The following is a 26314-nucleotide window of genomic DNA, read 5'->3' on the forward strand; positions in this document are numbered from 1 at the left end:
ACGGCGCGCTGACGTTGACGGAGCTCGGCCGGCTCGCATGGAGCGTCGCGGTGGCGGTCCTCCCGCTGGCCGCGCTGTTCCTGCTGTTTCAGTTGCTGTTTCTGAAGCTGCCGCGGCGCGAGGTGACCCGTCTCTTGACCGGCACGCTCATGGCGTCCGCGGGGCTGTTCCTGTTTCTCGTCGGCGTCGGCATCGGGTTCCTGCCGTTCGGGCGCGTCATCGGCGAGGCCGTCGGCGCACTCCCGCAGAAGTGGCTGTTCGCGCCGTTCGGGATCGTGCTCGGCTTCGCGACGACGTGGGGGGAACCGGCCGTGCGCATCCTGGCGGACCAGGTGGAAGACACGTCGACCGGATCGATTCGGCGATCGCTCGTGCTCTGGGCGGTCTGCCTGGGCGTGGCGCTGGCCGTGGGCCTCGGCATGCTGCGCATTGCGTACGGCATCCCGCTGCTGTATCTGCTCGTGCCTGGCTACGGATTCGTCGTCGCGATGCTCTGGTGGAGCGAGCGCCGGTTCGTGTCGATCGCCGTCGACGCCGGCGGCGTGGCGACGGGACCGCTGGCGAACACGTTCCTGCTGGCGCTCGCGTTCGGCACCTCTGCGGCCGTGGGCAATCAGGATCCGCTCGTCCAGGGGCTCGGGCTCGTGGCACTCATCGCGCTTGCGCCCCTGATCTCGGTGATGGCGCTGGGGTTGGTGGTGCGCTGGAAGGAGCGTCGAAAGGAGTCATGAACATGACCAACGCCTCTCTCATCGTGAGCGTCGTCCGCAAGGGATGGGGCAGCACGGTGCTCGACGCTTCCGTGAAAGCGGGCGCGCGTGGCGGGACCGTGCTCTTCGGCCGCGGGGCCGGCATCCACGAACGGGAAAAGATCTTCGGCATGTCGATCGAGCCGGAGAAGGAGATCGTGCTGACGGTCGTCTACGCCGACCAGGTGGACACGGTCCTCAACGAGATCGTGCGCGCCGCGGAGCTGAACGACACCGGGCGTGGGATCGCGTTCGTGCTGTCCGTCGACCAGGTCGTGGGAGTGGCGCACTTCATGAGGGACCGAGCGGAGAACGGGTGATTCAGGACATGGACGCCTTCAAGAGCATTCTCGTCGACATCGATGCCGCCGTCCCGGCGCATCCCGCCCTCGAACGCGCGATCCGCCTCGCCCGGGCTTCCGGCGCTCGGCTCACGATCGCGGATGTGATGACCGTTCCAGCGTACGCGCGACGCTATCTGCCGGCAGACCTCGAAGAGGAGATGCTCGACCGTCGGCGTCAGCAGTTGGCGCGTCTGGCGCAGGCCGTGACGGGCGTGCGGGTCGAGGCCAAACTCCTGATCGGGCGGCCTGCGACCGCGCTCATTCAAGAAGTGCTGCGCTCGAACCACGACCTGCTCATGCGGTCGCACGCGCGGGACGTGACGGTCTCCGGTTTCCAGCCGTTCGGGGCCGTGGACATGGAGCTGCTGCGCAAGTGCCCCTGCTCGGTCTTGCTGGTTCGGCACGGCGCCCTGGAAGAGCACCCTCAGATCGTCGGGGCGGTCAACGCCAGCACCGAGGAGCCCTCCGAACACGCGCTGAACGCCAAGATCGTCGAGACGATGCTGCTCATGGCGGAGCTGGAAGGCGGCGTGCCGATGTTGCTGCACGCCTGGGCTCCGTTCGCCGAGCACATGGTCCGCAGTCACTCGCCGGACGATGCCTTCGCGGCCTACGTGGAAGACGCGCGGCAGCGTACTGCGGGGGACTTGAGGCACCTGGCCCAGTCGTTCGGCGAGCGCCTCTCGGGCGTGCAGGTCGTGCATCGCCGCGGCGAGCCGGAGGCCGTCATCCCCGAGTTCGTCGTGGCGCAGGGCATCGATCTCGTGATCATGGGCACGGTCGCGCGCGGCGGCATCGCCGGCCTGCTCATCGGCAACACGGCCGAACGCGTGCTGCGAAGGCTGCCGTGCTCGGTGCTCGCCGTCAAGCCGGATGGATTCGTCTGTCCCGTGCGGCTCGACGGCGTCTAGCGTCCGATTGAGGCGTCGGATGAAGAGCGTTTCAACACCGGCGGCGGGTTGGAACGTGGCGACTGTCATCGCTCTCGATGCGCGGCGCTGGCCGATCGGTTTGGCGGCGCGCGCGAAGGGCGGAGGGAGGGTGGCGTGGGCGCGGTGAAACGGCGAGCGGCGACGTCCCGCGGTCGCGGCGCGGCCGATCCGCCGCTTCACGGTCGAGTCGCCGTCGTCGCTGGCGCCACGCGCGGGGCCGGCCGCGGCATCGCACGCGCCCTCGGCGAAGCTGGCGCGACCGTGTACTGCACGGGCCGCAGCGTCGCGGGAAAACCGTCGCCGTATCGGCGGCCGGAGACGATCGACCAGACGGCGGACATGATCAACGCCGCCGGCGGGACCGCGATCGCCGTCCGCGTCGACCACACCAGCGAGGCTCAGGTGAAGGCGCTGTTCGCCCGCGTGGCTCGCGCGCACGAACGGATCGACATCGTGGTCGACAGCGTCGCCGGCGAAGACCCGCTGATGGGCCAATGGGACAGCTTCTGGAACGCGACGCTCGAGCACGCCGACGCCATCTTCCGGCAGGCGCTGACGTCGCGCATCATCACGGCGAAGCACGCGGCGCGGCTGATGAAGAGGGGGCGTCGCGGTCTGATCGTCGAGGTCACCGAGAACGACATGCTCGGCGGCGGCGGCAACCCGATGTCCCAGACGGTCAAGCTCGCTCAGAAGTTGTTGCCCCTCAACTGGGCCGCCGAGTTGAAGCCGCACGGCATTGCCTGCGTCGCCGTCACGCCCGGGTTTCTCCGGTCCGAGTCGATGCTGCAGCACTTCAAGGTCACGGAGGCGAATTGGCGCGACGGCGGACGGCAGGATGCCAACTTCCTCATGTCCGAGTCGCCGTTGTTCGTCGGCCGTGCGGTCGCCGCGCTCTCGGCCGATCGCGACGTGATGAGCAAGAGCGGGATGCTGCTGTCGTCGTGGGAGCTGTCGCGCGAGTACGGTTTCACCGATTACGACGGGCGCCGGCCCGACTGGGGCGAGCACACGATCGATTGGTCGGTGCTGCCTGCGTCGTTCGTCGACACGTTGCGCACCGGCATCGAGCTGCAGGTGCAGTGGCTCAGGACCGTTTCGACGCGCACCAGGGCGTACCAGAAGAGGTTGCCGCGCGCGTGATCGAGCGAAGCGAGGGAGCTCGATTCGCCCGAGCCATCGGGGGGAGGGTGCACGTCAGCGTCGTTCGGCACCGCGACAAAGCGAACGACAATCGGCGAGAATGAGACGGTTCGTCGAAAGCTGAAACGCGGAAGTCGTTCGATCAGCTAGACTTGTTTTTCCGCGGTGAGGTGGCCGAGTGGCTGAAGGCGGCGGTTTGCTAAACCGTTATACGGCCTAAAAGCTGTATCCAGGGTTCGAATCCCTGCCTCACCGCCAGTTAAGACGTTCAGCGCGGCCTTTCCCGTTCTCCTTTCCCCTTTTTCCTTCCTTTTCCCTTATCCCTTTACCTTTGCCCTCTGCCCTTTGCCCTTTGCCCTGACGTACGATTCTCTCCCGTGTCCTCGTCCGTCCGCGTTCGCTTCGCCCCGTCGCCCACCGGCTATCTCCACATCGGAGGCGCGCGCACCGCGCTCTTCAACTGGCTCTACGCCCGTCGGCACGGCGGCACCTTCATCCTGAGGATCGAAGACACCGACGTCGAGCGGTCGTCGGCCGACATGACGGCCGGCATCCTCGAGAGCCTCCGCTGGCTCGGCCTCGACTGGGACGAAGGGCCCCTCGTCGGCGGCCCGCACGGACCCTATCTGCAGAGCGAGCGGCTGGCGCTCTATCGCGAGGCGGCCGCGCGCCTCGTGAGCGCCGACGCGGCGTACTACTGCTACTGCCGGCCCGAAGATCTGAACGCGAAACGGCAGGCCGCCGAGTCCGCCGGCACGGCATGGAAGTACGACCGGACGTGCCGCGCGCTTTCCGCCGACGAGATCGCCGCGCGCGAGCGTGCCGGCGTGCCGCGCGCTGTCCGCTTCCTCGTGCCGGCGGGCGAGACGTCGTTCGACGACAGCGTCCGCGGCCGCATCACCATCGCGCACGAGCACATCGAGGACTTCGTGATCCTCCGATCCGACGGCCATCCGACCTACCAGCTCTCGGTCGTCGTGGACGATGCGGCGATGGGCGTCACGGAAGTGGTGCGCGGCGACGACCACATCTCGAACACGCCGAAACAGGTGCTGCTCTACCGCGCGCTCGGCGCGCCCGTCCCCGGCTTCGCGCACGTGCCGCTCATCCTCGGGCCGGATCGCAAGCGCCTGAGCAAACGCCACGGCGCCACCTCCGTCGGCGAGTACGAGGCGCAAGGCTACCTGCCGGAGGCGATGGTCAACTTCCTCGCGCTGCTCGGCTGGTCGCCCGGCAGCGGCGATCAGGAAGTGTTCGGCCGCGACGAGCTCGTCGCCCGCTTCGCGCTCACGGGCATCAGCGGCGGCAACGCGATCTTCAACCCGGAGAAGCTCGACTGGTTCAACCAGCAGCACATCGTGCGCATGCCGGCGGCGGAGATCCTGCGGCGCCTGCGTCCGCGACTCGACGCGGCCGGGCTGTGGCGCGCCGCCTTCGAGTCGGACCTGCGACCGTGGATAGAGGCGGTTGTCGATCTCGTGAAACCCCGCGCTCGCAAGCTCGACGACATCGTCAGCCAGATCCGTCCGTTCGTCGCCGACACCGTCGAACGCGACGAGGCGGCGGTGACGAAGTACCTCGTGGCGCCGGAGATTCCCGAGCTGCTCGACGCGTTGCGGCAGCGGCTGCAGGACGTCGAGCCGTTCGACGCCGCGACGATCGAGTTGGCGCTGCGGCGGCTCGCCGACGAGCGCGGCGTCAAAGCCGGCCCGCTAATCCACGCAACGCGCGTGGCCGTTACGGGACAGGCGGTCAGTCCCGGGCTCTTCGAGGTGCTGGAGCTCATTGGCCGCGACCGCGTGCTCGCGAGGCTGGAGAATGCCGGTGCGTAGTCCGAAGTCTCGCGTGCCGCGTCCTTCGTCTCGGACCAGCGGTGCACAGCCCGTCAAGACCGTCGCCCGCCAGAAAGCTCCCACGTCGTCCCGCCAGCGATCGGGGCGCGGCGACGAGCTCAGGACCGAAGACACGCCGGTCCGCGGCTTCGCATCGCGCGTGCCGCGCGCGTCCTCTCCGTCAGGTCGCGCACGGTCCACGAAGACGGTGGCGCGCCGAAAGACGTCCGCATCGCGGCGCGAGCGATCCGGCAGAGCCGATGCGACATCAGCGCAAGCTGCGCCGGCAGGTCCGAGCACCAACACACCGGACCGCGGACCATCGAGCAGCGCACCGAACCGTCCACCTGGTTACGCACGATCAGACCGAACCAACGGATCCGAGACGCAGGGCCGGGAACGCGGGAGCCTCCGTCCGCTCTCCAACGATGACCTCGAGTCCGCGTGCGCCCACCTGATACGCCGCGATCCACGGCTGGGCGCGCTGATCCGGCGCGTCGGCCCGTGCCGGCTTGGCGAGGGCCGCTCGCGCGCGCCGTTTGCCGCGCTCGTCCGCGCGATCCTCTGGCAGCAACTGTCCGGCAAAGCGGCCGAGACGATTCACGGCCGTGTGCTCGCGCTGCTCGGCGGCCACGAGCGGCTCACTCCGCCCGCGTTGCTCGCGGTCGATCCCGAGCATCTGCGCGCGGCCGGCGTGAGCCGGCCGAAGATCGCTTATCTTCGCGACCTCGCCGAGCGCGTTCACGATGGGCGTCTCGATCTCGACGCGCTCGAGCACGCGCCGGACGAGGACGTCGTCGCCGCCATCACTGCCGTGAAAGGCCTCGGCCGGTGGTCCGCCGAGATGTTCCTGATGTTCAGGTTGAACCGCCCCGACGTCTTTCCCGTGACGGACCTTGGCATCGTCAAGGGGGTGCAGGCGCTGCTCGGCATGAAACAGCGGCCGAAGCCGGTGACGATGGTGCGGGCAGCGGAGGCGTGGCGGCCGTATCGATCGGTTGCCGCTTGGTACCTCTGGCGGATCAACGAGTAGGGCGCGACGCGCGGCTGACGGCAACAGCCGGACGGCGCCTGGCGTATTGATCGGCGATGATGCTCCCCGCGCGCACGTTCGTGAGCGCCCTGCTGATTGCGGCGCCTGTGGCCGTGCTCGCCGTCGCCCTGGTCGATCGCGTGCGCGATCGTGACATGCACCTGGCGCTGTCGCGCGTCGTCACCTCGCAGCTCAACGGACAGGTACGCGAACGCTGCGAGAGCGATCCGAAGTGGTTCCTGACCGGTCCGCTCGAGGGGCGCCCGCCGAACGGGATCTTCATCAGCCCCAATCCCGATGCGCTCGAGCCGCGGCCGAAGCCCAGCAACCAGGGATTCGACCTGTTCGCGTACGACGAGCAGTTCATCGGATCGAGCTCGGCGGCGCCCAGGTTTCCGAACGAGTTCCGCCGGGAGCTGCAGCGATCGGCGCTGCCGGTGTTCGGCACCTACGAGACGGACGACGGGGCCGGCATCGCGATGGCCGTGCACACAGGATGGCTGAACGGCCCGTGCGCCTACTTCATGGGCCGCATGGCGCCACCTCCCGATGCGATGGCGCAGCGCGTTCGCGTGGCGGCGGGCACGTTCGTCGTCACGCTGCTCGCCGCGCTGGCCGCGGGCCTCCCGCTGGTGCGGCGAGTACGGCGGCTGGCGGTGCTCGCTCGCGCCTCGGCGGCGAGCGACTACGCGACGGTCGCGCTCGACGGCCGCAAGGACGAGCTGAACGGCGTGACGTTCGTCTACAACGATGCGGCGACCGAGCTGAAACTGCGGAAGGCGCGCATCGACGATCTCGAGAGCGGGCTGCGGCGGTTCGTCCGGTCGACCGACGAGGAGATCGCCGAGCCGCTGCGCGCCCTCGAGGCGAAGCTGGCGGGCGGCGCCGACCCGCGGGAGGCATTGGTGGACTCGCACGCGCTGAGCGCGCGGGTCGAGAACCTGATCGCCGCGGCCCGCCTGCGCATGACCGGCGGCATCGCGGAGCCGGTGCCCATCGATCTGTCCGCGCTTCTCCGGCGCGTCGTCGTGTCGCACGAGCCGCTCGCCCGCGCCAGCGGCGTCTCGCTTGAGACGGTCATCGAGGCCGCGCCCGTGATGATCGACGGCGACGAGCGGCTGATCGCGCGCGCGGTGGCGAACGTGATCGACAACGCGATTCGCTACAACAGGCCGGGCGGTCGCGTGAGGATCGCGATCGTGGCGGGTGACGGCGGCCGATCGTGGCGGCTGTCGGTGGTGGACAACGGGCCGGGCGTGAGCGACGAGCTGTTCAAAGGCCTGACGGCCGTCCGCCGCTTCCGCGGCGATGAGGGGCGCAACCGCCGCCCGGGCGCGCCGGGACTCGGGTTGGCCGTCGCGCGCGAGATCGCCGATCGCTTCGGGATGAGCCTCGACCTGAGCCGCCCGAGCGCGGGCGGGTTCGAGGCGGCGTTCGCGCCGCGTGCGCCAGCAGGCTCGGCGCCGGCCGATTCCGCGCCGGTGTAGCGATCGCCTGACAATCCCCGCATACGGCCGGTATGATCGGATCGCCTCGAGGTCCGCATCATGTCGATCGCCGTTGCCGCCGCTCCGACCATCCGCCTGCACCCCTCCGACAACGTCGTGATCGTTCGGGCGAACCTTGCGTCACGGACGCCGGTGGACGCCGAGCGGATCGTGACGTCGGGGCCGGTTCCCGGCGGACACAAAGTCGCGACGCGTGCGATCCGTCAGAGCGAGCCCGTCTATCGGTACGGGCAGGTCATCGGCGTGGCGACACGCGACATCGCGCCCGGCGATCACGTGCACACGCACAACTGCGGGATGAGCGAGCTCGCGCGCGACTACGAGTTCTCGGTCGCGACCGTGCCGACCGAGCCGATCCTCCCGCAGGCCACGTTCCAGGGCATCGTGCGCGCCGACGGACGGGTCGCCACCCGCAACTACGTGGGCATTCTGTCGTCGGTGAACTGCTCGGCGACGGTCTCGCGGCACATCGCGGACGCGTTCACCCGCGACGGATTGCTCGCCGACTATCCGAACGTGGACGGCGTCGTGGCGCTCACGCATCGCACCGGGTGCGGGCAGGCGAGCGAAGGCGAGGGAATGGACGTGCTGCGCCGCACGTCCGGCGGCTACGCCCGGCATCCGAACTTCTCAGCCACCTTCATCATCGGGCTCGGCTGCGAAGCCAATCAGATCGGGCCGTTGATGGTGACGCAGGGGCTGAAGATGGCCCGGTCGCTCCAGGCCTTCACGATCCAGGAGATGGGCGGCGCACGCAAGACGATCGAGCGCGGCATCGCGCAGATCAAGGAGCTGCTCCCGGACGCGAACAGGGTCGTGCGGCAGGCCGTGCCCGCGTCGAACTTGATCCTCGCGCTGCAGTGCGGCGGCTCGGACGGCTTCTCCGGGATCACCGCGAACCCGGCCCTTGGCGTGGCGTCGGATCTGCTCGTTCGCCACGGCGGTACCGTCGTGCTGTCCGAAACTCCCGAGACGTACGGGGCGGAGCATCTGCTCACGCGCCGTGCCGTCAGTCGCGAGGTGGGGGAGAAGCTTCTCGCGCTCTTCGACTGGTGGCGCGACTACACGGCGAGAAACGGCGGCGAGATGGACAACAACCCTTCGCCCGGCAACAAGGCGGGCGGCATCACGACCATTCTCGAGAAATCGCTGGGCGCGGCGGCCAAGGCCGGAACGACCAACCTCGTCGACGTGGTGCGATTCGCGGAACCCATTCGCACGAAGGGATTCGTGTTCATGGACACGCCAGGCTACGACCCGGTGTCGGCCACCGGCCAGGTCGCGGGTGGAGCGAACGTGCTCGCGTTCACGACGGGACGCGGCTCGGTCTTCGGGTGCGTGCCGACGCCGTCGATCAAGATCGCGACGAACACGCGGCTCTACCGGCACATGATCGACGACATGGATCTCAACTGCGGCGGCATCGCCGACGGCGAGGAGACGGTGGAGCAGGCGGGCCGTCGCATCTTCGAGGCGATCCTGCGCGTCGCGTCGGGCGAGCGCACGAAGAGCGAGCAGCAGGGCTTCGGCGAGGCCGAGTTCTCGCCGTGGCAGATTGGCGCCGTGATGTAGATGCGCGTCATGTCGCGCCGACGCCGTGCCGCCGTTGCTCCCAGGCACCCGCGGCGCGCGTAGGGTAATCTCCTCGATCGATGCTCGCCAGGCAATCCGGATCGACGTCGGCGGCCGCCCGCGCGGATGGACGCCGGCTCGTCTCCGTCCTCGGCCTCTCGTTCTTCGCGGTCGTGCTGCTTCGAACGGCGTGGGTGTCGGACGCTGGCCTCCGCGCCATGCGGACCGCCGAACAGGCGGCATCGGGCCACGGGCTGCGCTGGAATGTCGCCGAGCGCGTGCAGACGTTCGATCATCCGCTGTGGGTGTTGGTGCTGACCGCCGCCCGGACGATGACGGGCGAGATGTACCTGACGACGCTGTCGATCGGCATCGTGTGCTCGCTCGGCGTCCTGATCCTGCTGCTGCGTCGAGCGGCCGAACCCGTGCAGCTCGTCGCGATCGGCGGAGTCGCGCTCAGTCCCACGTTCGTCTCGTACTCGACCGCCGGCATCGGCACGCCGCTGCTGCACCTGCTGGCGCTGGCGATTGCCGTCACCGGCTTGCGGACGGCTGCCGGATCCCGGTCCGCCTGGACCTGCGCCGCGCTCGTCGGCGCGGGCGGGCTCGCGCACTGGACACTGGCCGTCGCGATGATCCCGCTGTTGATTGCGGTGTCGCGCGCGCGGCCGGCGCGACAGCGTGTCCTCATGGGCAGCCTCGCCTTGACGCCGCTCGTCGTCTGGTGGGGATGGGCGTGGTGGTACTACGGCGCGCCGCTGCCGAACGGCACGATCGCCGACCTTGCTGCGGGCGTGCCGTGGCGGCAGCGGATCGCGACCGGCGCCGAATTCCTGGCTGACACGGCCCGAATCGATCCGATCCTTGTCGCGGTCACGATCCTCGGTGCAGCCGTGGGGCTTCTCACGAGCGGCGCCTCGACGGCGCTCGCGGTGGGATCGCTGCTGCTCGCCGCGTGGGCCGTGCTCGCCGGAGGATCGCTCGAGGCCGGCCTGGGTCTCACCGTGCCGTTCATCGTCGGCCTCTGTCTTCTGGTGAGATGGCTCAACGCGCGGCCCGCGGCCATCGGCGCCTCGGCATTCGCCGCGGTCGCGGTGTCGGGAACCGTTCTCGTGCCGGCAACGTTCCGATCGGATTCGAGTTACGGCGCCGGCCGTCAGGTGAGCGCGTACGCGCACGACGTACGCGCCGACATGTATCCAGCCACCGGCCTGCTCTTCTACAACCGATTCAGGCAGTTTCCAGGAGGCGAAGAAGCGGAGCGTGGGCAGCGCATGGCCGCTGCCGGACCGACGACTGCGCTCTCGACGCTGCCGGGCCTCTTCGCCGCCGGTGCAGGGCTCACGATGCACGTCATCGATCCCGCCGGCATGACCGATCCGTTGCTCGCGCGGCTTCCGCCTGCTGTCAGTGCGGTTCGCACGTGGGGGGCGGTGCGCCGGATTCCGGAGGGGTACGTCGAGAGCGTACGCGACCGGCCGAGCGCGCTGGCCGATCCGGCGTTGGCGCCAGCGGTGGAGATCCTGCAAGAGGCAACGCGCGGCCCGCTGCTCGACGGAAGACGCTTCGGCATGCTGATGTCGCTGCGCTCAGGCGTCGCGGCCTCGATCGCGCAGTCGACCTACGGCCTGGTGCGCGTCCGGCTCGATGACGTCGCCGCGGGTGCGAGCCGGCCGGCGCTCGAGGTGCGGGAGGGCGGCCTGCTCGTCCAGTTCTCGAGGCGGCCGGTGAAGACGCTCGTCGCGATCTTGAGCGCGCGTCACAACTACACGGTCGACTTCCTCGATGGCGACAGACTGGTCCGACAGGTCGAGTCGCCGCGCCTGAGCTGGGAGGACCTTCCGCCTCGCGCGCGGCCCGTCTCCCTGGGCTTGCCGCAACTGCTCACGGCGCTGCTCGTGCGATGCGGCCGCGGCGTTGGCCGCTGCACGTTCTCCGACGCGGAGTTGCGTGAGTAGCATGGTGCATCCCTCTTCCTTCGACCGCGGCGTTCCGGCCGGCGATCGACAGGCGCGGCACGGCGGCGTCGAGATCGCGCTCTGGCTGGTCGCGGCTGGACTCGTGCTGCTGCTCGCGGCCGTCGTCGTGCGGACAGCCTGGGTGTCCGACGATGCGTTCATCACGTTCAGGACGGTAGACAACGCGCTGCACGGGAACGGGCTGCGGTGGAACGTCACCGAGCGCGTCCAGTCGTACACACACCCGCTCTGGATGCTGATGCTGCTGCCGGCGGTCTACGCCACCGGCAACGCCTACCTCGCATCCATCGGCTTGTCGCTCGCGCTCACGGCCATCGCCGTCGCGCTGATGATCTGGAACCTCCGGCGTCATCCGCTGGCGCTGACATCCGTGCTGCTCGTGCTCGTGCTGTCGAAGGCGTTCACGGACTACTCGACGTCGGGCCTCGAGAACCCGTTGTCGCATGCGTTGCTGGCGGCGCTCCTCGCGCTCACGGCCCAGCCGATCGCCGAGCGCCGGCGGGCGTGGTTCGCCGGCACGGTCGTGTCGCTGCTCGGCCTGTCGCGAGTGGACCTGCTGCTCTTGGCCATGCCGCTGGCGATCGCGAGCCTGCGGGCCTGGCGGCGAACGATCGGCTGGTTCGCGCTAGGGTTCGCACCGCTCGTGATCTGGGAGATCTTCAGCGTCGTGTACTACGGCGTGCCGTTTCCCAACACGGCGTATGCGAAGCTCGCCACGGGTGTGGCGCGGCACGATCTGGTCGCTCAAGGGTTCGTCTACGTTCTCGACTCGCTGTCGCGCGATCCGATCACGCTCTTCGCGATTGCGCTCGGCGCCGCATCGGCGCTCCTCGCCGGACGGTGGGACACGCGGCTCGCCGGCCTGTCGGTGCTGACGTATCTCGTGTACGTGATCCGCATCGGCGGCGACTTCATGAGCGGCCGGTTCTTCTCGGCACCCCTCGTCGTGAGTGTCGGCGTGCTCGGCCGTACGCCCGCGGCGGCGACGTCGACGTCCCGCCTCGGGATGATCGCGGCCGCGCTGGCATTCGGCCTCGGCGCACCGGCGCCGACCGTGTTCGCGAGCGCCGCGTACACCACACCGTGGGCCAGCGTCCTGGCCGAAGGAGGTGTCGTCGACGAGCGCGGCTATCGCTTCCAGTCGACCGGCTGGCTGTCGGCGTCCGGGTTCCGTCGGGAGCCGGCCTCTCGGTCGTCCATCGAGGCGAAGCTCGATCAGGTCATGGCTCGCGGCCCGCGCGTGTTCGTCCACAACGAGGTCGGCATCGCGGGCTACTACACCGGGCCCCGGCGCCACATCATCGACGCGTGGGCGCTGTGCGATCCGCTCCTCGCGAGGCTTCCGGCCCAGCCGGGCTGGCGCATCGGCCACTTCTCGAGGGATCTGCCCGCTGGCTACTTCGAGTCCGTCGACCAGGATCGCAATCTGGTCGAGGATCCGCGTATCGCGTCGCTCTACGAAGTCATCCGGATCGTCACGCGCGGCCCGCTCTTCACCGCCGAGCGCTGGCGCGCGATCGTCGCGCTGAACACGGGCCGCACCGACGGATGGCCGGTGGCGCGGTCCTCACCGGCCGCTCCGAGTGCACCGCCGTCGTCGTCTCGGTAACCCGCGTATCGACGCCGTGACGCTTCTGCCGGCCGTTCTGCGGTAGAGTTCCCCGTCCCCATGTCGTTGGCCACGCTCGACTGGGCGGTTCTCGTCCTGTACTTCGTCGTCATCACGGCCATTGGGCTCGTCGTCGGCGCGCGTGTGCGCCGCACCGGCGAGTACTTCCTTGGCGAGCGGAAGTTCGGCCCGTGGCTGATGATCGGCCAGAGCTTCGGCGTCGGCACCCACGCCGAGATGCCGGTGGCCCTTGCCGGCGCGGTCTACACCTCGGGCGCGTCGGCGATCTGGTTCCAGTGGAAGAACCTCTTCATCACGCCGTTCTACTGGATCATGGCGCCCGTCTTCCGGCGGATCCGCCGGACGACGATGGCGGAGTTCACGGAGGATCGGTACGGCCGCTGGATGGGCGGCATCTACATCGTGTTCGCCGTGTGCTATCTCGTCATCAACACCGGCAGCATGCTGAAGGGCGCCGGCAAGGTGATCAGCCAGGCCACCGGCGGCGGCGTCGCCGTGAACGACATCGTCATCTGGATGACCGTGCTGTTCATGCTCTACAGCTTCGTCGGCGGGCTCGTCGCCGCCGCATGGACCGACTTGTTCCAGGGCGTGCTGATCATCGTGCTGTCGTTCATGCTCATCCCGCTCGGCTGGGGGATCGTCGGCGGCATGGAGGGCATGCGCGCGTCGCTGGAGCCGTTCAGGTTCTCGCTGGCGACGCCGTCGGGCATCGGGCCATGGGCGATCGCGATGCTGACCGTCAACGGCCTGGTCGGGATCATGGCGCAGCCGCATCAGCTCGCCGCCGTCGGCACGGGCCGCGACGAGCGCACCTGCCGCGTTGGCATGCTGTTCGGAAACATGGTCAAGCGCGTCTGCACGATCGGCTGGGCGCTCGTCGGCCTGATCGTTGCCGCGATGGTGGCGCAGGGGCACGTGGATGGCGCGACGGTCGTGGACGCGGAGAACGCGTTCGGCCTCGCGTGCCGGCTGCTGCTCGTGCCCGGCGCGCTCGGGCTGATGATCGCATCGATCCTCGCGGCGAACATGTCCACGTGTTCGGCGTTCCTGGTGGACGCCGGCGCGCTGTTCACCGAGGGGCTGTATCGGCGGCACGTCGCGCCAGGACGAGCCGACCGCCACTACCTCTGGGTCGGGCGGATCAGCGGCTTCGCGATCAGCCTGCTCGGCGTGCTGTACGCCATCTATCTGATCGAGACGGTGCTCTACACGTTTCTCCTGACCGAAACGCTCGCGACGTTCATCGGCATCAGCGTTCTGGGCGGCATCGTGTGGCGCCGCGCCAACCGCTGGGGCGCGCTCGCGAGCCTCGTCGGATCGATGGCGACGAACTTCGCGCTGTACGCATGGATGGGACAGCGGCTCGATGCCTGGGATCCCAACGTCCTTCTGGCTGCGCTCCTCGTCGGCATCGCGCTGCTCGTCGGCGTCAGCCTGGCGACGCCGCCAGAGCCGGCGGTTGGGATCGATGGTTTCTATCGCCGGCTCCACACGTCCAGCGATCACGGCGCGGATACGGACGCAGGCCGCCATCCGTTGTTGCTCGTCGACCTGCTGCACCTGGCCCGTCGCGCCCGCGGGCATGGCTGGCGAGCCTATCGGGAAGATCTCTGGGGCTTCGCCCTCGGCTTCATCATCGTCGCCGCCCTCGTCGTCGGAACGATGGCCATGTTGCGCATGTAATGGCCGCACCGGGTCCGTCGCCGTGTCGTGAGCCGTAAGACCGCCGGACCGATGGACCCGGCGCGCGAACCCAGGATCCAGGGACCCGGGACCGGGGACCCTGGACTCGGGACCCGGGAACCCAGGACGCAGGACCCGGGACTCGGGACCCAGGACCAGGGACCGTGTCCGTTGCTCGTCCTCGTCGCGCTCGCCTACGTCGCGTTCGGCCTCGTGACGGCGGTCATCGGCGTCGTGATCAGCCGCTTTCAAGAGGCGTATGCGGTGCCGCTCTGGGTGGCTGGCCTCCTGCCGTTCGCGTTCTACCTGGCCTACGGCGTCTGCTCGATCCCCTTCGGCCTGTGGATGGATCGACGCGGCGGCCGGCCCGCGCTCGTCGCCGGCATACTGTTGATGACGCTCGGCTGCTTCCTCTTCTACGTCGCGACGTCCTGGATCCTGATGCTGGCGATGGTGTTCCTCATCGGGGCGGGCGTCACGGCGATCCAGACCGCTGGCAACCCCATCATCCGCGACCTCGACGTGCCCGCGAAGTACTCGGCGAACCTGACGATCATCATCGGGATCGGCGCGCTGGGCTACGCAATCAGTCCCGTCCTCGTGCCGTATTTCGAGTCGACCGGCTGGTCCTGGCAGTCGGTGTACCTGGTGTTCGGCGTGGTGAACCTGGCGTTGCTCGTGGCGATCGCGGCCGCGAGGTTTCCCGCGGCGCACACTACCGCACAGGAACAGGTGCAGCTCGATACGATCGTCGCGCTGCTGAAGCACCCGGTCGTCGCGGCCTACGCCCTCGGCATCTTCATGTACGTGGGCGCGGAAGTGGGTGTGTCGTCCTACATCGTCAGCTACATGCAGGCGGTGCACGGCATGGGGCTTCAGGATTCGCTCTGGCCGCCGGGATCGTTCTGGCACACGGCATTTCCGTCGGCGTCGGCGCTCGCCGTTGCGCTGTTCTGGGGCCTGCAGGCGATCGGGCGCATCGCCATCGGACCGTTGATGCAGGTGGTGTCGCCGAAGCGCCTCCTCGTGATCGGCAGTGGGCTGTGCATCGTCAGTCTCGCTGTCGCGCTCGTCGGCTCGAGCCGCACGGCGCTCGTCGCGTTCGCGCTGAACGGGCTGTTCACCTGCGCGTCGTTCACGCTCGTCTTCAGTGCTGTCGTCCAGAGCTTCGAGACGAACCACGGCACGCTCTCGGGCATCCTGTGCACCGCCGTGGTCGGCGGTGCGATCATCGGCGCCCTCGTCGGTGCGGCCGGCGAGGCGTGGGGCATGCGCGCCGGGATGGCATTGAACCTCGTGCCGTTCCTGTACGTGTTCCTGCTCGCGGTGTTCGGCCGCGGCACGCTCGACGTGGAGCCGGCATGACGCGCACGACCGACGTCATCGGCGCCGTCGATGTCGGCGGTACGAAGATCGCCGTCGGCCTCGTCGGCGATCGGGGCGACGTGCTGTCGCGTGTCGATTTGCCGACCGAGCCCGGCCGCAGCTTCGACGATGCGATGAATCGTGTGATCGACGCGCTGTCGGGCTGCCTCCGTCATGTGAGGTGTGCGTTGCGAGGCATCGGCATCGGCGCCACCGGGCCGATCGATCACGTCACCGGTGCGTTCGGCAGCGTGCCGTTCTTTCCGCACTGGCAGGGCGGCAATCCCGCTGCTTCGCTGGCCGGCGCCTTCGGCGTGACCGTCGCGGTCGAAAACGATGCCGATGCCGCGGCGCTGGGCGAGGCCGAGTGGGGCGTCGGCCGGGGTGCGCGGAGATTCATCTTCGTTACGGTCGGCACCGGCATCGGCGGCGGCATCGTCATCGACGGCCGGCTGTATCGGGGCGCCGGCGGCACACACCCGGAGCTCGGCCACATCGTCATCGAGGCGTCCGGGTCGCCGTGTACGTGCGGCGGGCGGGGCTGCTGGGAGGCCCTGGCGGCAGGGCCGGCGATCGCCGAGCGGTACGCCGCTCACGCTCGCGTCAGCCGCGTGCCAGCGATCGCGGCGCACGAGGTGTGCGCGCTCGCCCGCGAGGGCGACGCCGTTGCACGTGACGCTGTCGTGCGCGAAGCGCGCTATCTCGGCGTCGGGCTCGCAACCCTGATCACGACGTTCGCGCCAGACGTCGTCGCGCTGGGCGGCAGCGTGATGGGCAGCTACGATTTGTTCGAGGACGTGATGCGTGCCGCCGTTCGCGAGCACTGCGTTCTCGTGCCGTTCACCGAAGATACGATCCGCACGGCGAGCCTCGGCGCCGATGCCGGGCTCGTCGGTGCCGCGCAGGTGTGGCGCCACCGATTCGAGGAGGGACATCGCAACGCATGACGCACACGATCATCGAAGGCGGCTACCTGAAGGATCTGCTCGCTCAGCCGGCTGCGCTCGACCGGACGGTCGAGCGGCTTGAGGCGGAGACGCCATTGCGCGAGCTGGCCGGACGGCTGCGCGACGGCGCCTTCCGTCGCATCGTCCTCACCGGCATGGGGTCGTCGCTCTACGCGCTGTATCCGCTGCACCTCCAGCTCGTTGCGCGCGGGTGGACGTCGCTCTGGGTCGAGACGGCGGAGCTCGTCTACTACCAGTCGCGTTTGCTCGATGCCGAGACCCTCGTCGTCGCCGTCTCGCAATCGGGACGAAGCGCCGAGACCGTGCGTCTGCTCGAGTTGAACGCCGGGCGCGCGCCGGTGATCGGCGTGACCAATACCGCCGGGAGCCCGCTCGCCCTCAGGTCGGCGGCCGTGATGCTGACGCATGCTGGCGAGGAATCCACCGTCTCGTGCAAGACCTACGTGGCCAGCCTTGCGACTCTCCATGCACTTGGGGTGGTTCTGCAGTGCGACGATGTCGAGGCAGCGAGGCGTGAGCTGGGCGGGGCAGGTGCGGCGGTCGCGGACTATCTCGCGGCGTGGCGTGCGCACGCAGCGGAGTGCGCCGATCTTGCGCGCGGCGCGCGCTGTCTGTTTCTCGCGGGACGGGGCGCATCGCTGGCGGCGGCGCTGACTGGAGGTCTGATCACGAAGGAGTCGACACACTTTCCGACCGAGGGCATGAGCACCGCGGCGTTTCGTCACGGGCCGATGGAGATGCTGGGGCCGGAAACGCTCGTCGTGATCTTGGGCGGCGCGCCACCGACCCGCACGCTCAACGCCGGCATCGTCGAGGAAATCCGGGCGCTCGGCCATCGCGCCGAGCTCGTCGGGGAAGGGGCCCGCTACCGCGCGCTGCGGCTGCCCGCGGTCTCCGAAGCGGTGCGGCCGATCGTGGAAATCCTGCCGGTGGAGATGCTCACGCTCGGCCTCGCATCGCTCTTCGGGAGGGAGGCCGGGAAGTTCACGCTCGCGACCAAGGTCACGGCGACGGAGTAGAAGCGTCGCCTATCGCAGCCCTGCCAGTGCCAGCAGCAGGAGCATCGCGTTCCGGACACCCGGAAGGCTGGTGCTCTTGGCGACGTCGATCCACTCGTCGGGTGCGTGCGCGCGGCCGCCCTCGCCGCCAGAGTCGATCGTGATGGCCGGAACGCCGAGGCTCATCGGGATGTTCGAGTCGGTGCTGCTCGTGCCGTACGACGGGAACATGCCGGCCGACCGCACCACGGCCGTGGCGACGTCGACGATGTCGCTGCCGCGGGGCGTGCTGCCGCTGGGCCGATCGCCGATGAGCGTCAGCTCGACCGTCACCGGCCCCTGCCGCGTCGAGCGCGCGTTGTTCTCTTCGGCGGCGGCCTCGGCCATGAGGGTCCTGAACTGTGTCTCCAGCCGATTGAGCTCTCCGGCATCTTCGGATCGCAAGTCCACGTCAGCCCAGACGTCCGACGGGATCGAGTTCACCGACGTGCCGCCGCCGATGACGCCGACGTTGAACGTCGTGCGCGGCTGCACCGGCACGCTGATGCGCGAGAGCTTGTCCATTGCCTTGCCGAGCGCGAAGGCCGGGCTGACGAGGCCGAACGCGCCGTAGCTGTGCCCGCCTGGCCCGGCGAACCGCACGCGGTAGCGACGGCTCCCGACGCCGCCCGTCGTGATGTGGCTGCCGGAGCCGGCGCCGTCGATCGAGACGAAGCGGCTGATGCGCCCCTTGTAGCGGCCCTGCGTGAAGAGGTACTTCACGCCACGCAGATCGCCCGGCCCTTCCTCGCCGACGTTGCCCACGAAGAGGATGTCGCCGGCCGTCTGCACGTTCGCTTCCAACATGGCGCGAACGATCGCGAGCAGCACCGCCAGCGATCGGCTGTTGTCGCCGATGCCAGGCGCGAAGAGGCGCGTGCCGTCGCGCCGCACGCGCACGTCCGTGCCTTCGGGGAACACCGTGTCGAGGTGCGAGGCGACGACGATCAGCGGGCCGGTGCCGTCGCCGCGGTAGAGGCCCATGACGTTGCCTTCGGCATCGCGCTCGACGTCGGCCAGGCCGGCGGCGCGCAGCCGCTCGAGATAGGCCGTCGCACGCGCGTCTTCCTTGAACGGCGGTGCCGTAATCTGGGTGAGCGCGACGATGTCGGCGATCAGCCGGTCGTGGTCGCGATCGAGGACGTGGAATGCGCGCTGCACGGCCGGCGACCGGAGAACGGCGTCGACTCGGGCGGCGGATGACTGGGCCGACGTGCTGACGCCGCCGGGCGTGAGGATGACGGCGGAGAGCGCGACCGCGGCAACGGCAGATCGGAACACGACACCTCGGTATCGGCGCCGCCGCGAGCAGCGGGCCGGCCTCTGATCGTTGATGCTGGATGGACGATTGTCAAACCGCGGCCGCCAGGCTGGCTTGTGACCTGTTGCGCCGCGAGCGTTTCGCCTCGGCCTTCGATGACGTGTCGCAGTCGTCCTGTGTCGGAGTTCCAGCACGAGCGTCGCGGGCGAGCCCGGCTCTCTCGTGCCGAGCACAGTCAAAGCGAGCGCTCTCTCGAACGATGCGCCGGCCCGGCCGCGCCCGGTCGCGATGCCAAACGTGCCGCCGGCCCGGATTGGACGGCGCGCGCGTCCGTTGTCCGCCGTGAGGCAGCCGTCTCGCTCCAGTTGTCGCGACAGGCCAGCCACCCGGCCCGCCGCCATGCGGTCCGTCGCAGTTGTCGCCAGGGCGAAGCGCCGCTACCATGCGCTCATGGCGTCGCGGCCGCCGTTTGCGCGCGTCGAGGCGATCGGCCGCGCGCTGCCGGACGTCGAGGTGGGAACGGCGTGGGGCCAGCCGGCGCTGAAGGTGCGAGGCAGGATGTTCGCGTGCATCGCCTCCCACAAGTCGGCCGAGCCGAACACGCTGGTCGTGCGGATGGCCGTGCCCGCACGCGATGCGCTGGTCGAAGACGATCCGGCGACCTACTACCTCGAGCCGCACTACGTCGGGTACCCGTGCGTGCTCGTCCGGCTGCCGCGCGTGTCGGCCGAGGCGCTCCGCGATTTGCTCGCGACTGCGCATCGGTTCGTGAGCGGCGAAGGGAAGACAGGAACGCGGCGGAGGGTCACGACGAGGAGGAGTCGATGAGCTCGCTGAACGAGGCGAACGTGGGGCGGGCACTGGCCGAGTGGAATGCCGGCAACCTCGAGGGGTACCTCGCGTTGTACGACGAGAACATCAGGCTGCACGGCTACTCGCCGGAGCCGATGACCAAGCCCGAGGTGCGCGGCTTCTACGAGATGATCCACCGCGCGTACGACGGTCCGCAGCTCGTGTTCCACGACGTGTTCAGCGCCGGCGATCGTGTCGCGATCCGCTTCACGATGACGGGCGTCCACCGTGGCGAGTTTCTCGGCATCGCGCCCACCGGCCGCCACATCGCGGTCGACGGCATCACGATCCTGCGTTTCGCGAACGGCCGGTGCGTCGAGCGATGGTCGAGCGTCGACAGGTATGCCTGGCTGGCGCAGCTCGGCGCCGCGCCGCCGATCGGGTGACGGTCGCGCACTGTGCAGCGAAGCGCTCGCCTGTGCGCGGCTTCGTCAGGAGCGTGACTTGCTCCGGTCGTCGGCGTACTGTTACGTTTGATAGGCTTTCGCACGGCGCCCTGCCGTTGCTGGGAGGTCGTTCAACGGTAGGACACCGCGCTCTGGACGCGGTTATCGGGGTTCGAATCCCTGCCTCCCAGCCATTTAACCCGTTCTACTCGAACAACCTACGAGTTTCGACCCTCTGGCGTCTCCAGATTGTCTCCAACCGCGCGTCGTACAGGGCGCTGTTCGAGCAATCGGATCGTCGCGTCGAGCGACGCCGGCGTCAGACGCGAGTACTGCTGCGTCATCGCCAGGCTCTGGTGTCCGGCCAGCTCCTGCACGCCTCGCATCGGCGCGCCCTGCATCGCGAGATGCGAGCAGAACGTGTGACGGAGGATGTGGACGCCCGTCGGCACCTTCGCCCTGTGCGCCGCATACCGCACGCGTGACCCCGCCCCTTGCCGCGTGAGCGGCGTGCCGTCGTCCTTGCACAGCACGCGCGGACTCGGGAGGTGTCGATGCTGGCGGAGGGCGGTCTAAAAGAGATGCTTGAGTAGCGGCGTGGCGCGGAGTCCGATGGGCTTGGCTGCTGATCGAGGTCAAGAAATGCCACGCTGAGATGCTGTCGCCTCAGTATCGCGACATCAGATGCGTAGAGTGCTATCATCAAGCATCATGCGTACCACTGTTGACATTGACGACCCGGTCCTCCGGGAGATCAAGGCGATCCACGAGAAGGAAGGCCGTTCTATGGGGGCCGTGGTCTCGGAGTTGCTGGCCGACGCGCTGGCTCGGCGTCGCACGGGACGCGAACGCCCGGCCTTTCGGTGGACGTCGCGTCCGATGAAGGCGTTGATCGATCTCTCTGACAAGGACGCGGTGTACGCCGCGCTCGACGGAGATCGGTCTTGAGCTACTCACTCGACGCCAACGTGCTCCTCTTCGCCTCGGATCGATCGAGCGAGCGACACGCTGCAGCGCGCGAGTTCCTGGAATCGTGCGCTGCCAGTCCCAAGGTGCTCTGCGTGACCTGGCCGACGCTTATGGGCTATCTCCGCATCGCCACGCACCCGAGCATCTTTTCGGCGCCTCTGACACCCGAGGAAGCCCTCGCCAACGTCCAGGCCATCCTGGCGTTGCCGCAGGCACGCGTGGTGTCCGAGCAGGATGACTTCATGGACGCCTACCTGCACGTCACAGCCGACACCGTGGTCCGCGGCAACCTCGTGCCGGACGCACACGTCGCGTCCATCCTGTTTCAGAACGGGGTGCGGACGCTCTACTCGAACGACCGCGACTTTCGGAAGTTCGAGACGCTCGACGTACGGGATCCATTCGCGTAGTGCTACCGAAGGTCGACACCCTGACATTCGTCGGAATTGGCTTTCGTGAAGTCACTGGCTATTCGGATTGGTAGGCTTCGCCGGATTGTCTAGCGCCGCTCAGCGCGGCAGAGCATGAAGACTGGGCGTGATCCGATCCGGTGGACGGATTAACTACGCCGCCTGAGCGGCTCGTCGTCCACCGAATCGGATCACGCCCACCTCCACTGGCAATCGCTGAAGCACGTGCCGGATATCGGCGTATGCCGCGACCTCGGACTTCCAGATCGATTCGAGGCTGACGGCCGACACGCGAGCTGGAAGTGAGTCTCTCAACGCCACCGTCTGACCGCGGTGAACCCGGCAGAAGGGCGACGAGCCCCAGATCCATTCGTCTAGAATGGGCACCGATGCCAAAGCACATGACCGGAGTCGGCCTGGCCGCCACTCTCGTGGTGATCGCGCATGTGCTCACGCTCGCGCAGACCGCGACGAGCATCGCTCCGCTGCGGACCACGCCCGTTGAGAAGTTCACCGTCAATCCCGGTCATCGTGACTGGGGGCCAACCGTGCTCGCCGGGACGACGATCGTCGGAGGAAACTCGACGAATCGCGGTGGTCTGTTCGCCGTCGATACCATCACCGGGAAACTGAAGTGGGCATTCCGTCCCACCGGCACCGCCAGTGGCAACCCATTCGTCTCGACGGTACCAGCCTTGTCGGGCGGGCTCGCCATCGTGCCGATGGGCAACACCCTCGTCGCAGTGACGATCGCTACAGGCCTCGAGGCGTGGCGTGGACCGGCAACAGCGCAGTCGACAGCGGTCGCGGCCGATGCCGGTACGGCATTCGTGCTCGGCGAAGACGCGAACCTCCATGCGCTCGATGCCATGACGGGGCGCGAGAAATGGGCTGCGGCGTTCCCGCGCCGGGGATCGTGCGACTCGGTTCCGGTTGCGACGGGCGGAAGCGTCTACGTGACGCGCAACGTGCTCGTGAAGGCTGCGGACGCGTATCAGCCCGCGAGCTACGCCCGGCACCTGGTGGCGCTCGACACGAATACCGGCCAGGAACGCTGGCGGTATCCCGCTTCGTCGGCTGGCAACGTCAACATCTGCATCAACCAGGCGGTCGTGGCGGGCGCCAGATACTACGCTGTCAACGGCGTGACGTTGTACGGCATCGACCTCCAGACAGGCCGCGACCTCTGGCCGCCGGTCGAGGTCCGTGCTCCATATGATGGCCGCGAGCGCGCGTTCCGCCTCTCTGGACTAGTCGATGCGGGGGATGTGCTGATCGGTGTGACACAAGTTGCGCTGGTGGCGTTCGACAAGGCGACGGGTCAGCGCGCATGGCTGCTGCCAGGACAATACCGCCAGGAAGAGCGAGCCATCGCCGTTGCCGGAGGCGTGCTCTACGTGCAGGGCCACCCGGGTGCGAAGCCCACCACGGAAACTTCGGGGCGAATCGTCTACCAGGGCGGCAAGCCGATCGAACAGACGCCAGTGCTGCCTGGCGGGAACTTGAACGCGATCGATCTGGCGACCCGCACCGTCCTGTGGACCTTCACGCGCCCCACGGCGGAACCCAACTGGTCGTTCGGGTACATCACTCCGGCCGATGGGGGGCTGTGGGTGGATTCGTACCAGGCGTTGATCAAGCTCCAGTGAGAAGCCAGGCTGCGGCGCAGGACGCGGCCGACTGCCGGAGTCTCGCTCAACGTGCCCTGGCGATTCGGAGGGAAAGTAGGTGCGTGGGACTGCCACTCATCGTCAGATAGGCTTGGAACCCCAATCGAATCAAGCTGTTCCGCGACGATTGAGCCGGGTCCTTCCCTGCGTGGATGGTGTCTTCTGCCCCAGCGGACCTCCCCGAGTTGAACCGCGCCGATCACGCCGAGTGTTAGGATCGACACCGTGCGCCGGTTGTTCTTCGCGATCGTCGTCACCCTTCTGAGCCTCAGCGCCTCTGGCGCCGCGGTGCTGATCGTCGATGAACCATGCATCGGCGTGGAGCAGTCCGGGCGAGACGACGGCGCGTGCCCACCGACATGCGTGACCTGCGGATGTTGTGCTCAGGCCGCTGAGCCGCTGCTCGTGCACGCGTCCAGCAGCGACGATGTCGTCATCGCTACCGCCGATAGCCTGGTTCCTCACCTTCCGCAGACTCCCGTCCTCGACATCTTGCACGTTCCGAAGCGCCTCGCTTCGTAGCCCCTCTCGTCCAGTTTCTCCGTAAGACCAGCCGACGCGTGTCGGCGAAGGAAGTCGCATGGGCATTGGGATGAGAACCATCGCGCCGTGTGTGCTCGTTTGCGTGTCCGCAAACGTCACGGCGGCACAAGGTCGGCCTCTCACGCTTTCCGACGTGTTGGCGCGCGCTCGCGAACGTGCGCCCGAGATCGTCAGCGCGCGACTCGCGGTCGAAGAGGCACGAGGAAGACTCGCGGGCGCGTCGTTGCGCCTGCAGTCGAATCCGGAGATCGACGTGGCCGTCGGCAACCGCGATGGCACGGGAACCCGATCGACCGATTTCGAGTTCGGCCTCGCTCAGGCGTTCGAACCCCGTCTTCGGCGGACGGCGCGTATCGCCGCGGTCGATGCCGCGATCGCCGGGAGGAGGGCCGACGTCGATCACGTCACCCGGTTGGTCCTCAGGGACGCTCTTGCCGCGTCCTACCGCGTCCTTCACGCCAACGAGCGGATCGCGCTTCTCGCATCGGCCTTCGATTTGGCCAACACGATCTACACCTCGGCCGACCGCCGCTATCGAGCGGGAGACATTGCGGTGCTCGACGTGAACATCGCACGCGCATCACTGGCTCGTGTGCGAGCCGAGCGCGAAGAGGCCTCGGCCAGGAAGGCGGCGGCACTTGGCGAATTGAAACGATTGCTCCGTACTGAGGAAGACATCGACGTCACGGGCTCGTTGGGACCCAGCGGCCAGGTCGACCTTGTCGCGGCCCTGGAGTCAGCGTCCGCGCGTCCGGAACTTCGGTCGCTCGAGGCCGCGATTCAGGAGGCGGAGGCCGAGGTCCGGCTGAGCCTGACCTACACCAAGCCCGAGTACGGACTCGATGCCAGGTACTCCCGAGAGGAAGGCGACCAGATCCTCGTCGGTGGCCTGAAGATCGCGCTGCCGGCCTTTTCCCGAGGGCAGGAACAGCGGGCGGTGGCCTCCGCGCGTGCCGCGCGCCTCCGTTCGGATCTCGCGGCGGCTAGAGCCCGCGGTGAGATCGAAGTGCGTGCCGCGTTCGAGACACTCAGCCGTCGACAGGCTGCGCTCCGGATTCTGGAAACCGACGCCCTTCCCGGCCTCGAAGAGAACGCACAGCTCGCCACGCGAAGCTTCGATGTCGGGCAGATCGGCCTTCCGGAGCTGCTCCTCATCCGTCGCGAGATCCTCGACACCCGTGTTCAGTTCCTGGACGCCCTTCTGGAGGCCGCACTGGCTCGTGCCGACTTCGACGCCAGCGCAGGATTGCTGCGATGACCCGAGCCCTATTCCTCTTCACCCTGTACGCGACGCTCGCCGGCTGCAGTGGCAGCCCGAACGGGACATCGTCAGCCGATTCACCGGTATCGAAGGCGCCCGAGACTGCGCACGAAGAGGCACCGAACACGGTCGAAGTCGACGAAGGCATGCTGCGTGACCTCCGGATCACGACGCGGCCGGTCGAGTCTCGAACCGGCGGCGATCTGGTGGTGCTCCTGGGTGAGCTCGCCGTCGACGAGCGCGCGTACGCGGAGGTCAGTGCGCCGGTGTCGGCCCGCGTCACGCGCCTGCAGGTGAGCGCCGGCGAGACGGTTTCAGCCGGCCAGGCGCTGGCCGAGCTGACCAGCCCGGAGCTTGGTCGAGCACGCGCGGAGTACCTGTCGGCGACGGCACGCCTGCGGCTGGCCGAGGCCACGCTGGAACGGAAGCGACAGCTCGCTGCCGAGAAGATCGCGCCGCTGCGCGAAGTGCAGGAAGCGGAGTCCGCAGCCGGTGAGGCACGGGCCGCGGTGCGCGCGTCGCGGGCCGCGATCGTGGCGTTCGGCGTCGAAGCTCCCTCCGACGACACCGAGGGCGAGACGTCGTCTGCGTTTCCCCTGCGTTCGCCCATCGCCGGCTCGCTGATCGCACGAGTTGCCGTGATGGGGCAGATGCTGGATCCAGCGACTCCCGCGTTCCGCATCGGCGACCTCTCCACGCTCTGGCTCACTGTGCATGCGTTCGAGCGCGACGCCGTGCGTATCCGGCAAGGCGTGTCGGCCCGGTTGTCGTTCTCCGCATTGCCCGGACGGGACTTCAGCGGCACGGTGTCGATGGTCGGGCGGCAGGTCGAGTCCGAATCGAGAACCGTCCCGATTCGCATCGACGTGAAGAACACCGGCGGTCTGCTGAGGCCTGGCATGTCGGCGACCGCAACAGTGCCTGCGGGCGCCGGGAACGCTTCAATGCTCACCGTTCCGGTGGCGTCGGTTCAACGTGTGCGGAACGAGTGGACGGTGTTCGTGCCGAAGGATGAACGCCATTTCGAGATTCGCTCTATCGGCCGTGGGCGCGATCTCGGCAACGAGGTCGAAGTGCTCTCGGGGCTCCGCGCGGGCGAGACCGTGGTCGTCGACGGCGCGTTCCTGCTGAAAGCGCAAGCCGAAAAGGGCGAGAACGGTCACGACGACCACTGAGGGCACGCG

At 68.5% G+C, this 26314-nt stretch carries 24 protein-coding genes and 2 tRNA genes; 24 read left to right on the forward strand and 2 right to left on the reverse strand.

What is annotated here, in order from left to right; genetic code table 11:
* Positions 1 to 8: 8 nt before the first annotated feature.
* The 15 genes from IT184_16795 (at position 9) to IT184_16865 (ending at position 17760) form a co-directional block, all read left to right on the forward strand.
* Positions 9 to 731 (forward strand): DUF1538 domain-containing protein, encoded by a 723-nt coding sequence (locus tag IT184_16795; protein ID MCC7010470.1) that lies wholly within the window; start codon positions 9 to 11, stop codon positions 729 to 731.
* Between the two features lie 2 nt (positions 732 to 733).
* Positions 734 to 1069 carry a P-II family nitrogen regulator gene (locus IT184_16800; protein ID MCC7010471.1) on the forward strand — a complete coding sequence of 112 codons (336 nt, stop codon included), beginning with the start codon at positions 734 to 736 and terminating at the stop codon, positions 1067 to 1069.
* Positions 1066 to 2004 (forward strand): universal stress protein, encoded by a 939-nt coding sequence (locus IT184_16805; protein ID MCC7010472.1) that lies wholly within the window; start codon positions 1066 to 1068, stop codon positions 2002 to 2004. The genes IT184_16800 and IT184_16805 overlap by 4 nt, the downstream gene beginning before the upstream one ends.
* A 144-nt stretch (positions 2005 to 2148) precedes the next feature.
* Positions 2149 to 3168, forward strand: a complete 1020-nt coding sequence (locus tag IT184_16810; protein ID MCC7010473.1) for an SDR family oxidoreductase — start codon at positions 2149 to 2151, stop codon at positions 3166 to 3168.
* A 164-nt stretch (positions 3169 to 3332) separates the two neighbouring features.
* A tRNA-Ser gene (locus IT184_16815) sits at positions 3333 to 3426 on the forward strand.
* A gap of 119 nt (positions 3427 to 3545) precedes the next feature.
* Entirely contained in the window at positions 3546 to 5000 is a 1455-nt protein-coding gene (locus IT184_16820) for a glutamate--tRNA ligase (GenBank protein MCC7010474.1), read from the forward strand.
* Between the two features lie 208 nt (positions 5001 to 5208).
* Positions 5209 to 6033: a DNA-3-methyladenine glycosylase 2 family protein gene (locus IT184_16825; protein ID MCC7010475.1), complete on the forward strand. Its 825-nt coding sequence runs from the start codon at positions 5209 to 5211 to the stop codon at positions 6031 to 6033.
* A 56-nt stretch (positions 6034 to 6089) separates the two neighbouring features.
* Positions 6090 to 7520 (forward strand): hypothetical protein, encoded by a 1431-nt coding sequence (locus tag IT184_16830; protein MCC7010476.1) that lies wholly within the window; start codon positions 6090 to 6092, stop codon positions 7518 to 7520.
* A 60-nt stretch (positions 7521 to 7580) separates the two neighbouring features.
* A complete protein-coding gene (locus tag IT184_16835) occupies positions 7581 to 9113 on the forward strand; it encodes an altronate dehydratase (protein MCC7010477.1) in 1533 nt (510 codons plus the stop codon).
* An 80-nt stretch (positions 9114 to 9193) separates the two neighbouring features.
* Positions 9194 to 11071, forward strand: coding sequence for a hypothetical protein (locus tag IT184_16840; GenBank protein MCC7010478.1), 1878 nt, complete (start codon positions 9194 to 9196; stop codon positions 11069 to 11071).
* 1 nt (position 11072) lies between these two features.
* Positions 11073 to 12701 carry a hypothetical protein gene (locus IT184_16845; GenBank protein ID MCC7010479.1) on the forward strand — a complete coding sequence of 543 codons (1629 nt, stop codon included), beginning with the start codon at positions 11073 to 11075 and terminating at the stop codon, positions 12699 to 12701.
* Positions 12702 to 12761: 60 nt separating this feature from the next.
* A complete protein-coding gene (locus IT184_16850; protein ID MCC7010480.1) occupies positions 12762 to 14408 on the forward strand; it encodes a sodium:solute symporter family protein in 1647 nt (548 codons plus the stop codon).
* Between the two features lie 171 nt (positions 14409 to 14579).
* A complete protein-coding gene (locus tag IT184_16855; GenBank protein MCC7010481.1) occupies positions 14580 to 15773 on the forward strand; it encodes an MFS transporter in 1194 nt (397 codons plus the stop codon).
* Positions 15770 to 16720, forward strand: a complete 951-nt coding sequence (locus IT184_16860; protein MCC7010482.1) for an ROK family protein — start codon at positions 15770 to 15772, stop codon at positions 16718 to 16720. Before IT184_16855 ends, IT184_16860 begins: the two co-directional genes overlap by 4 nt.
* Positions 16717 to 17760: an SIS domain-containing protein gene (locus IT184_16865; GenBank protein ID MCC7010483.1), complete on the forward strand. Its 1044-nt coding sequence runs from the start codon at positions 16717 to 16719 to the stop codon at positions 17758 to 17760. Before IT184_16860 ends, IT184_16865 begins: the two co-directional genes overlap by 4 nt.
* A gap of 9 nt (positions 17761 to 17769) precedes the next feature.
* Here the strand turns inward: IT184_16865 and IT184_16870 are convergent, their stop codons facing one another.
* The gene (locus tag IT184_16870) at positions 17770 to 19059 is read right to left on the reverse strand and encodes a M20/M25/M40 family metallo-hydrolase (GenBank protein MCC7010484.1); all 1290 of its coding nucleotides are present in this window, start codon (positions 19057 to 19059) and stop codon (positions 17770 to 17772) included.
* A gap of 430 nt (positions 19060 to 19489) precedes the next feature.
* On the opposite strand from IT184_16870, the gene IT184_16875 reads away from it, so the two are divergent.
* From IT184_16875 to IT184_16885, 3 genes are all read left to right on the forward strand, one after another.
* A complete protein-coding gene (locus tag IT184_16875; GenBank protein ID MCC7010485.1) occupies positions 19490 to 19867 on the forward strand; it encodes an MmcQ/YjbR family DNA-binding protein in 378 nt (125 codons plus the stop codon).
* The gene (locus IT184_16880) at positions 19864 to 20277 is read left to right on the forward strand and encodes an ester cyclase (GenBank protein ID MCC7010486.1); all 414 of its coding nucleotides are present in this window, start codon (positions 19864 to 19866) and stop codon (positions 20275 to 20277) included. Before IT184_16875 ends, IT184_16880 begins: the two co-directional genes overlap by 4 nt.
* A 120-nt stretch (positions 20278 to 20397) precedes the next feature.
* Positions 20398 to 20471 (forward strand) — tRNA-Gln (locus IT184_16885).
* A 24-nt stretch (positions 20472 to 20495) separates the two neighbouring features.
* On the opposite strand, the gene IT184_16890 is transcribed toward IT184_16885, so the two are convergent.
* On the reverse strand, positions 20496 to 20810 hold the full coding sequence (locus tag IT184_16890; protein MCC7010487.1) for a tyrosine-type recombinase/integrase: 315 nt from the start codon (positions 20808 to 20810) through the stop codon (positions 20496 to 20498).
* 178 nt (positions 20811 to 20988) lie between these two features.
* Here IT184_16890 and IT184_16895 point away from each other — a divergent pair, with 178 nt between their 5' ends.
* The 6 genes from IT184_16895 to IT184_16920 all read left to right on the forward strand — a co-directional run bounded on the left by IT184_16895 (position 20989) and on the right by IT184_16920 (position 26305).
* Complete coding sequence (locus tag IT184_16895; GenBank protein MCC7010488.1) at positions 20989 to 21225, forward strand: antitoxin; 237 nt, start codon at positions 20989 to 20991, stop codon at positions 21223 to 21225.
* Positions 21222 to 21656, forward strand: a complete 435-nt coding sequence (locus IT184_16900; protein MCC7010489.1) for a PIN domain-containing protein — start codon at positions 21222 to 21224, stop codon at positions 21654 to 21656. The genes IT184_16895 and IT184_16900 overlap by 4 nt, the downstream gene beginning before the upstream one ends.
* A gap of 302 nt (positions 21657 to 21958) precedes the next feature.
* A complete protein-coding gene (locus IT184_16905) occupies positions 21959 to 23305 on the forward strand; it encodes a PQQ-binding-like beta-propeller repeat protein (GenBank protein ID MCC7010490.1) in 1347 nt (448 codons plus the stop codon).
* A 246-nt stretch (positions 23306 to 23551) separates the two neighbouring features.
* Positions 23552 to 23848: a hypothetical protein gene (locus tag IT184_16910; protein MCC7010491.1), complete on the forward strand. Its 297-nt coding sequence runs from the start codon at positions 23552 to 23554 to the stop codon at positions 23846 to 23848.
* A gap of 58 nt (positions 23849 to 23906) precedes the next feature.
* Positions 23907 to 25127, forward strand: a complete 1221-nt coding sequence (locus IT184_16915) for a TolC family protein (GenBank protein ID MCC7010492.1) — start codon at positions 23907 to 23909, stop codon at positions 25125 to 25127.
* Positions 25124 to 26305, forward strand: a complete 1182-nt coding sequence (locus IT184_16920; GenBank protein ID MCC7010493.1) for an efflux RND transporter periplasmic adaptor subunit — start codon at positions 25124 to 25126, stop codon at positions 26303 to 26305. The genes IT184_16915 and IT184_16920 overlap by 4 nt, the downstream gene beginning before the upstream one ends.
* The last annotated feature ends 9 nt before the right edge of the window (positions 26306 to 26314 follow it).

It is taken from the genome of Acidobacteriota bacterium, assembly GCA_020853395.1.
Taxonomy (GTDB): Bacteria; Acidobacteriota; Vicinamibacteria; order Vicinamibacterales; family SCN-69-37; genus JADYYY01.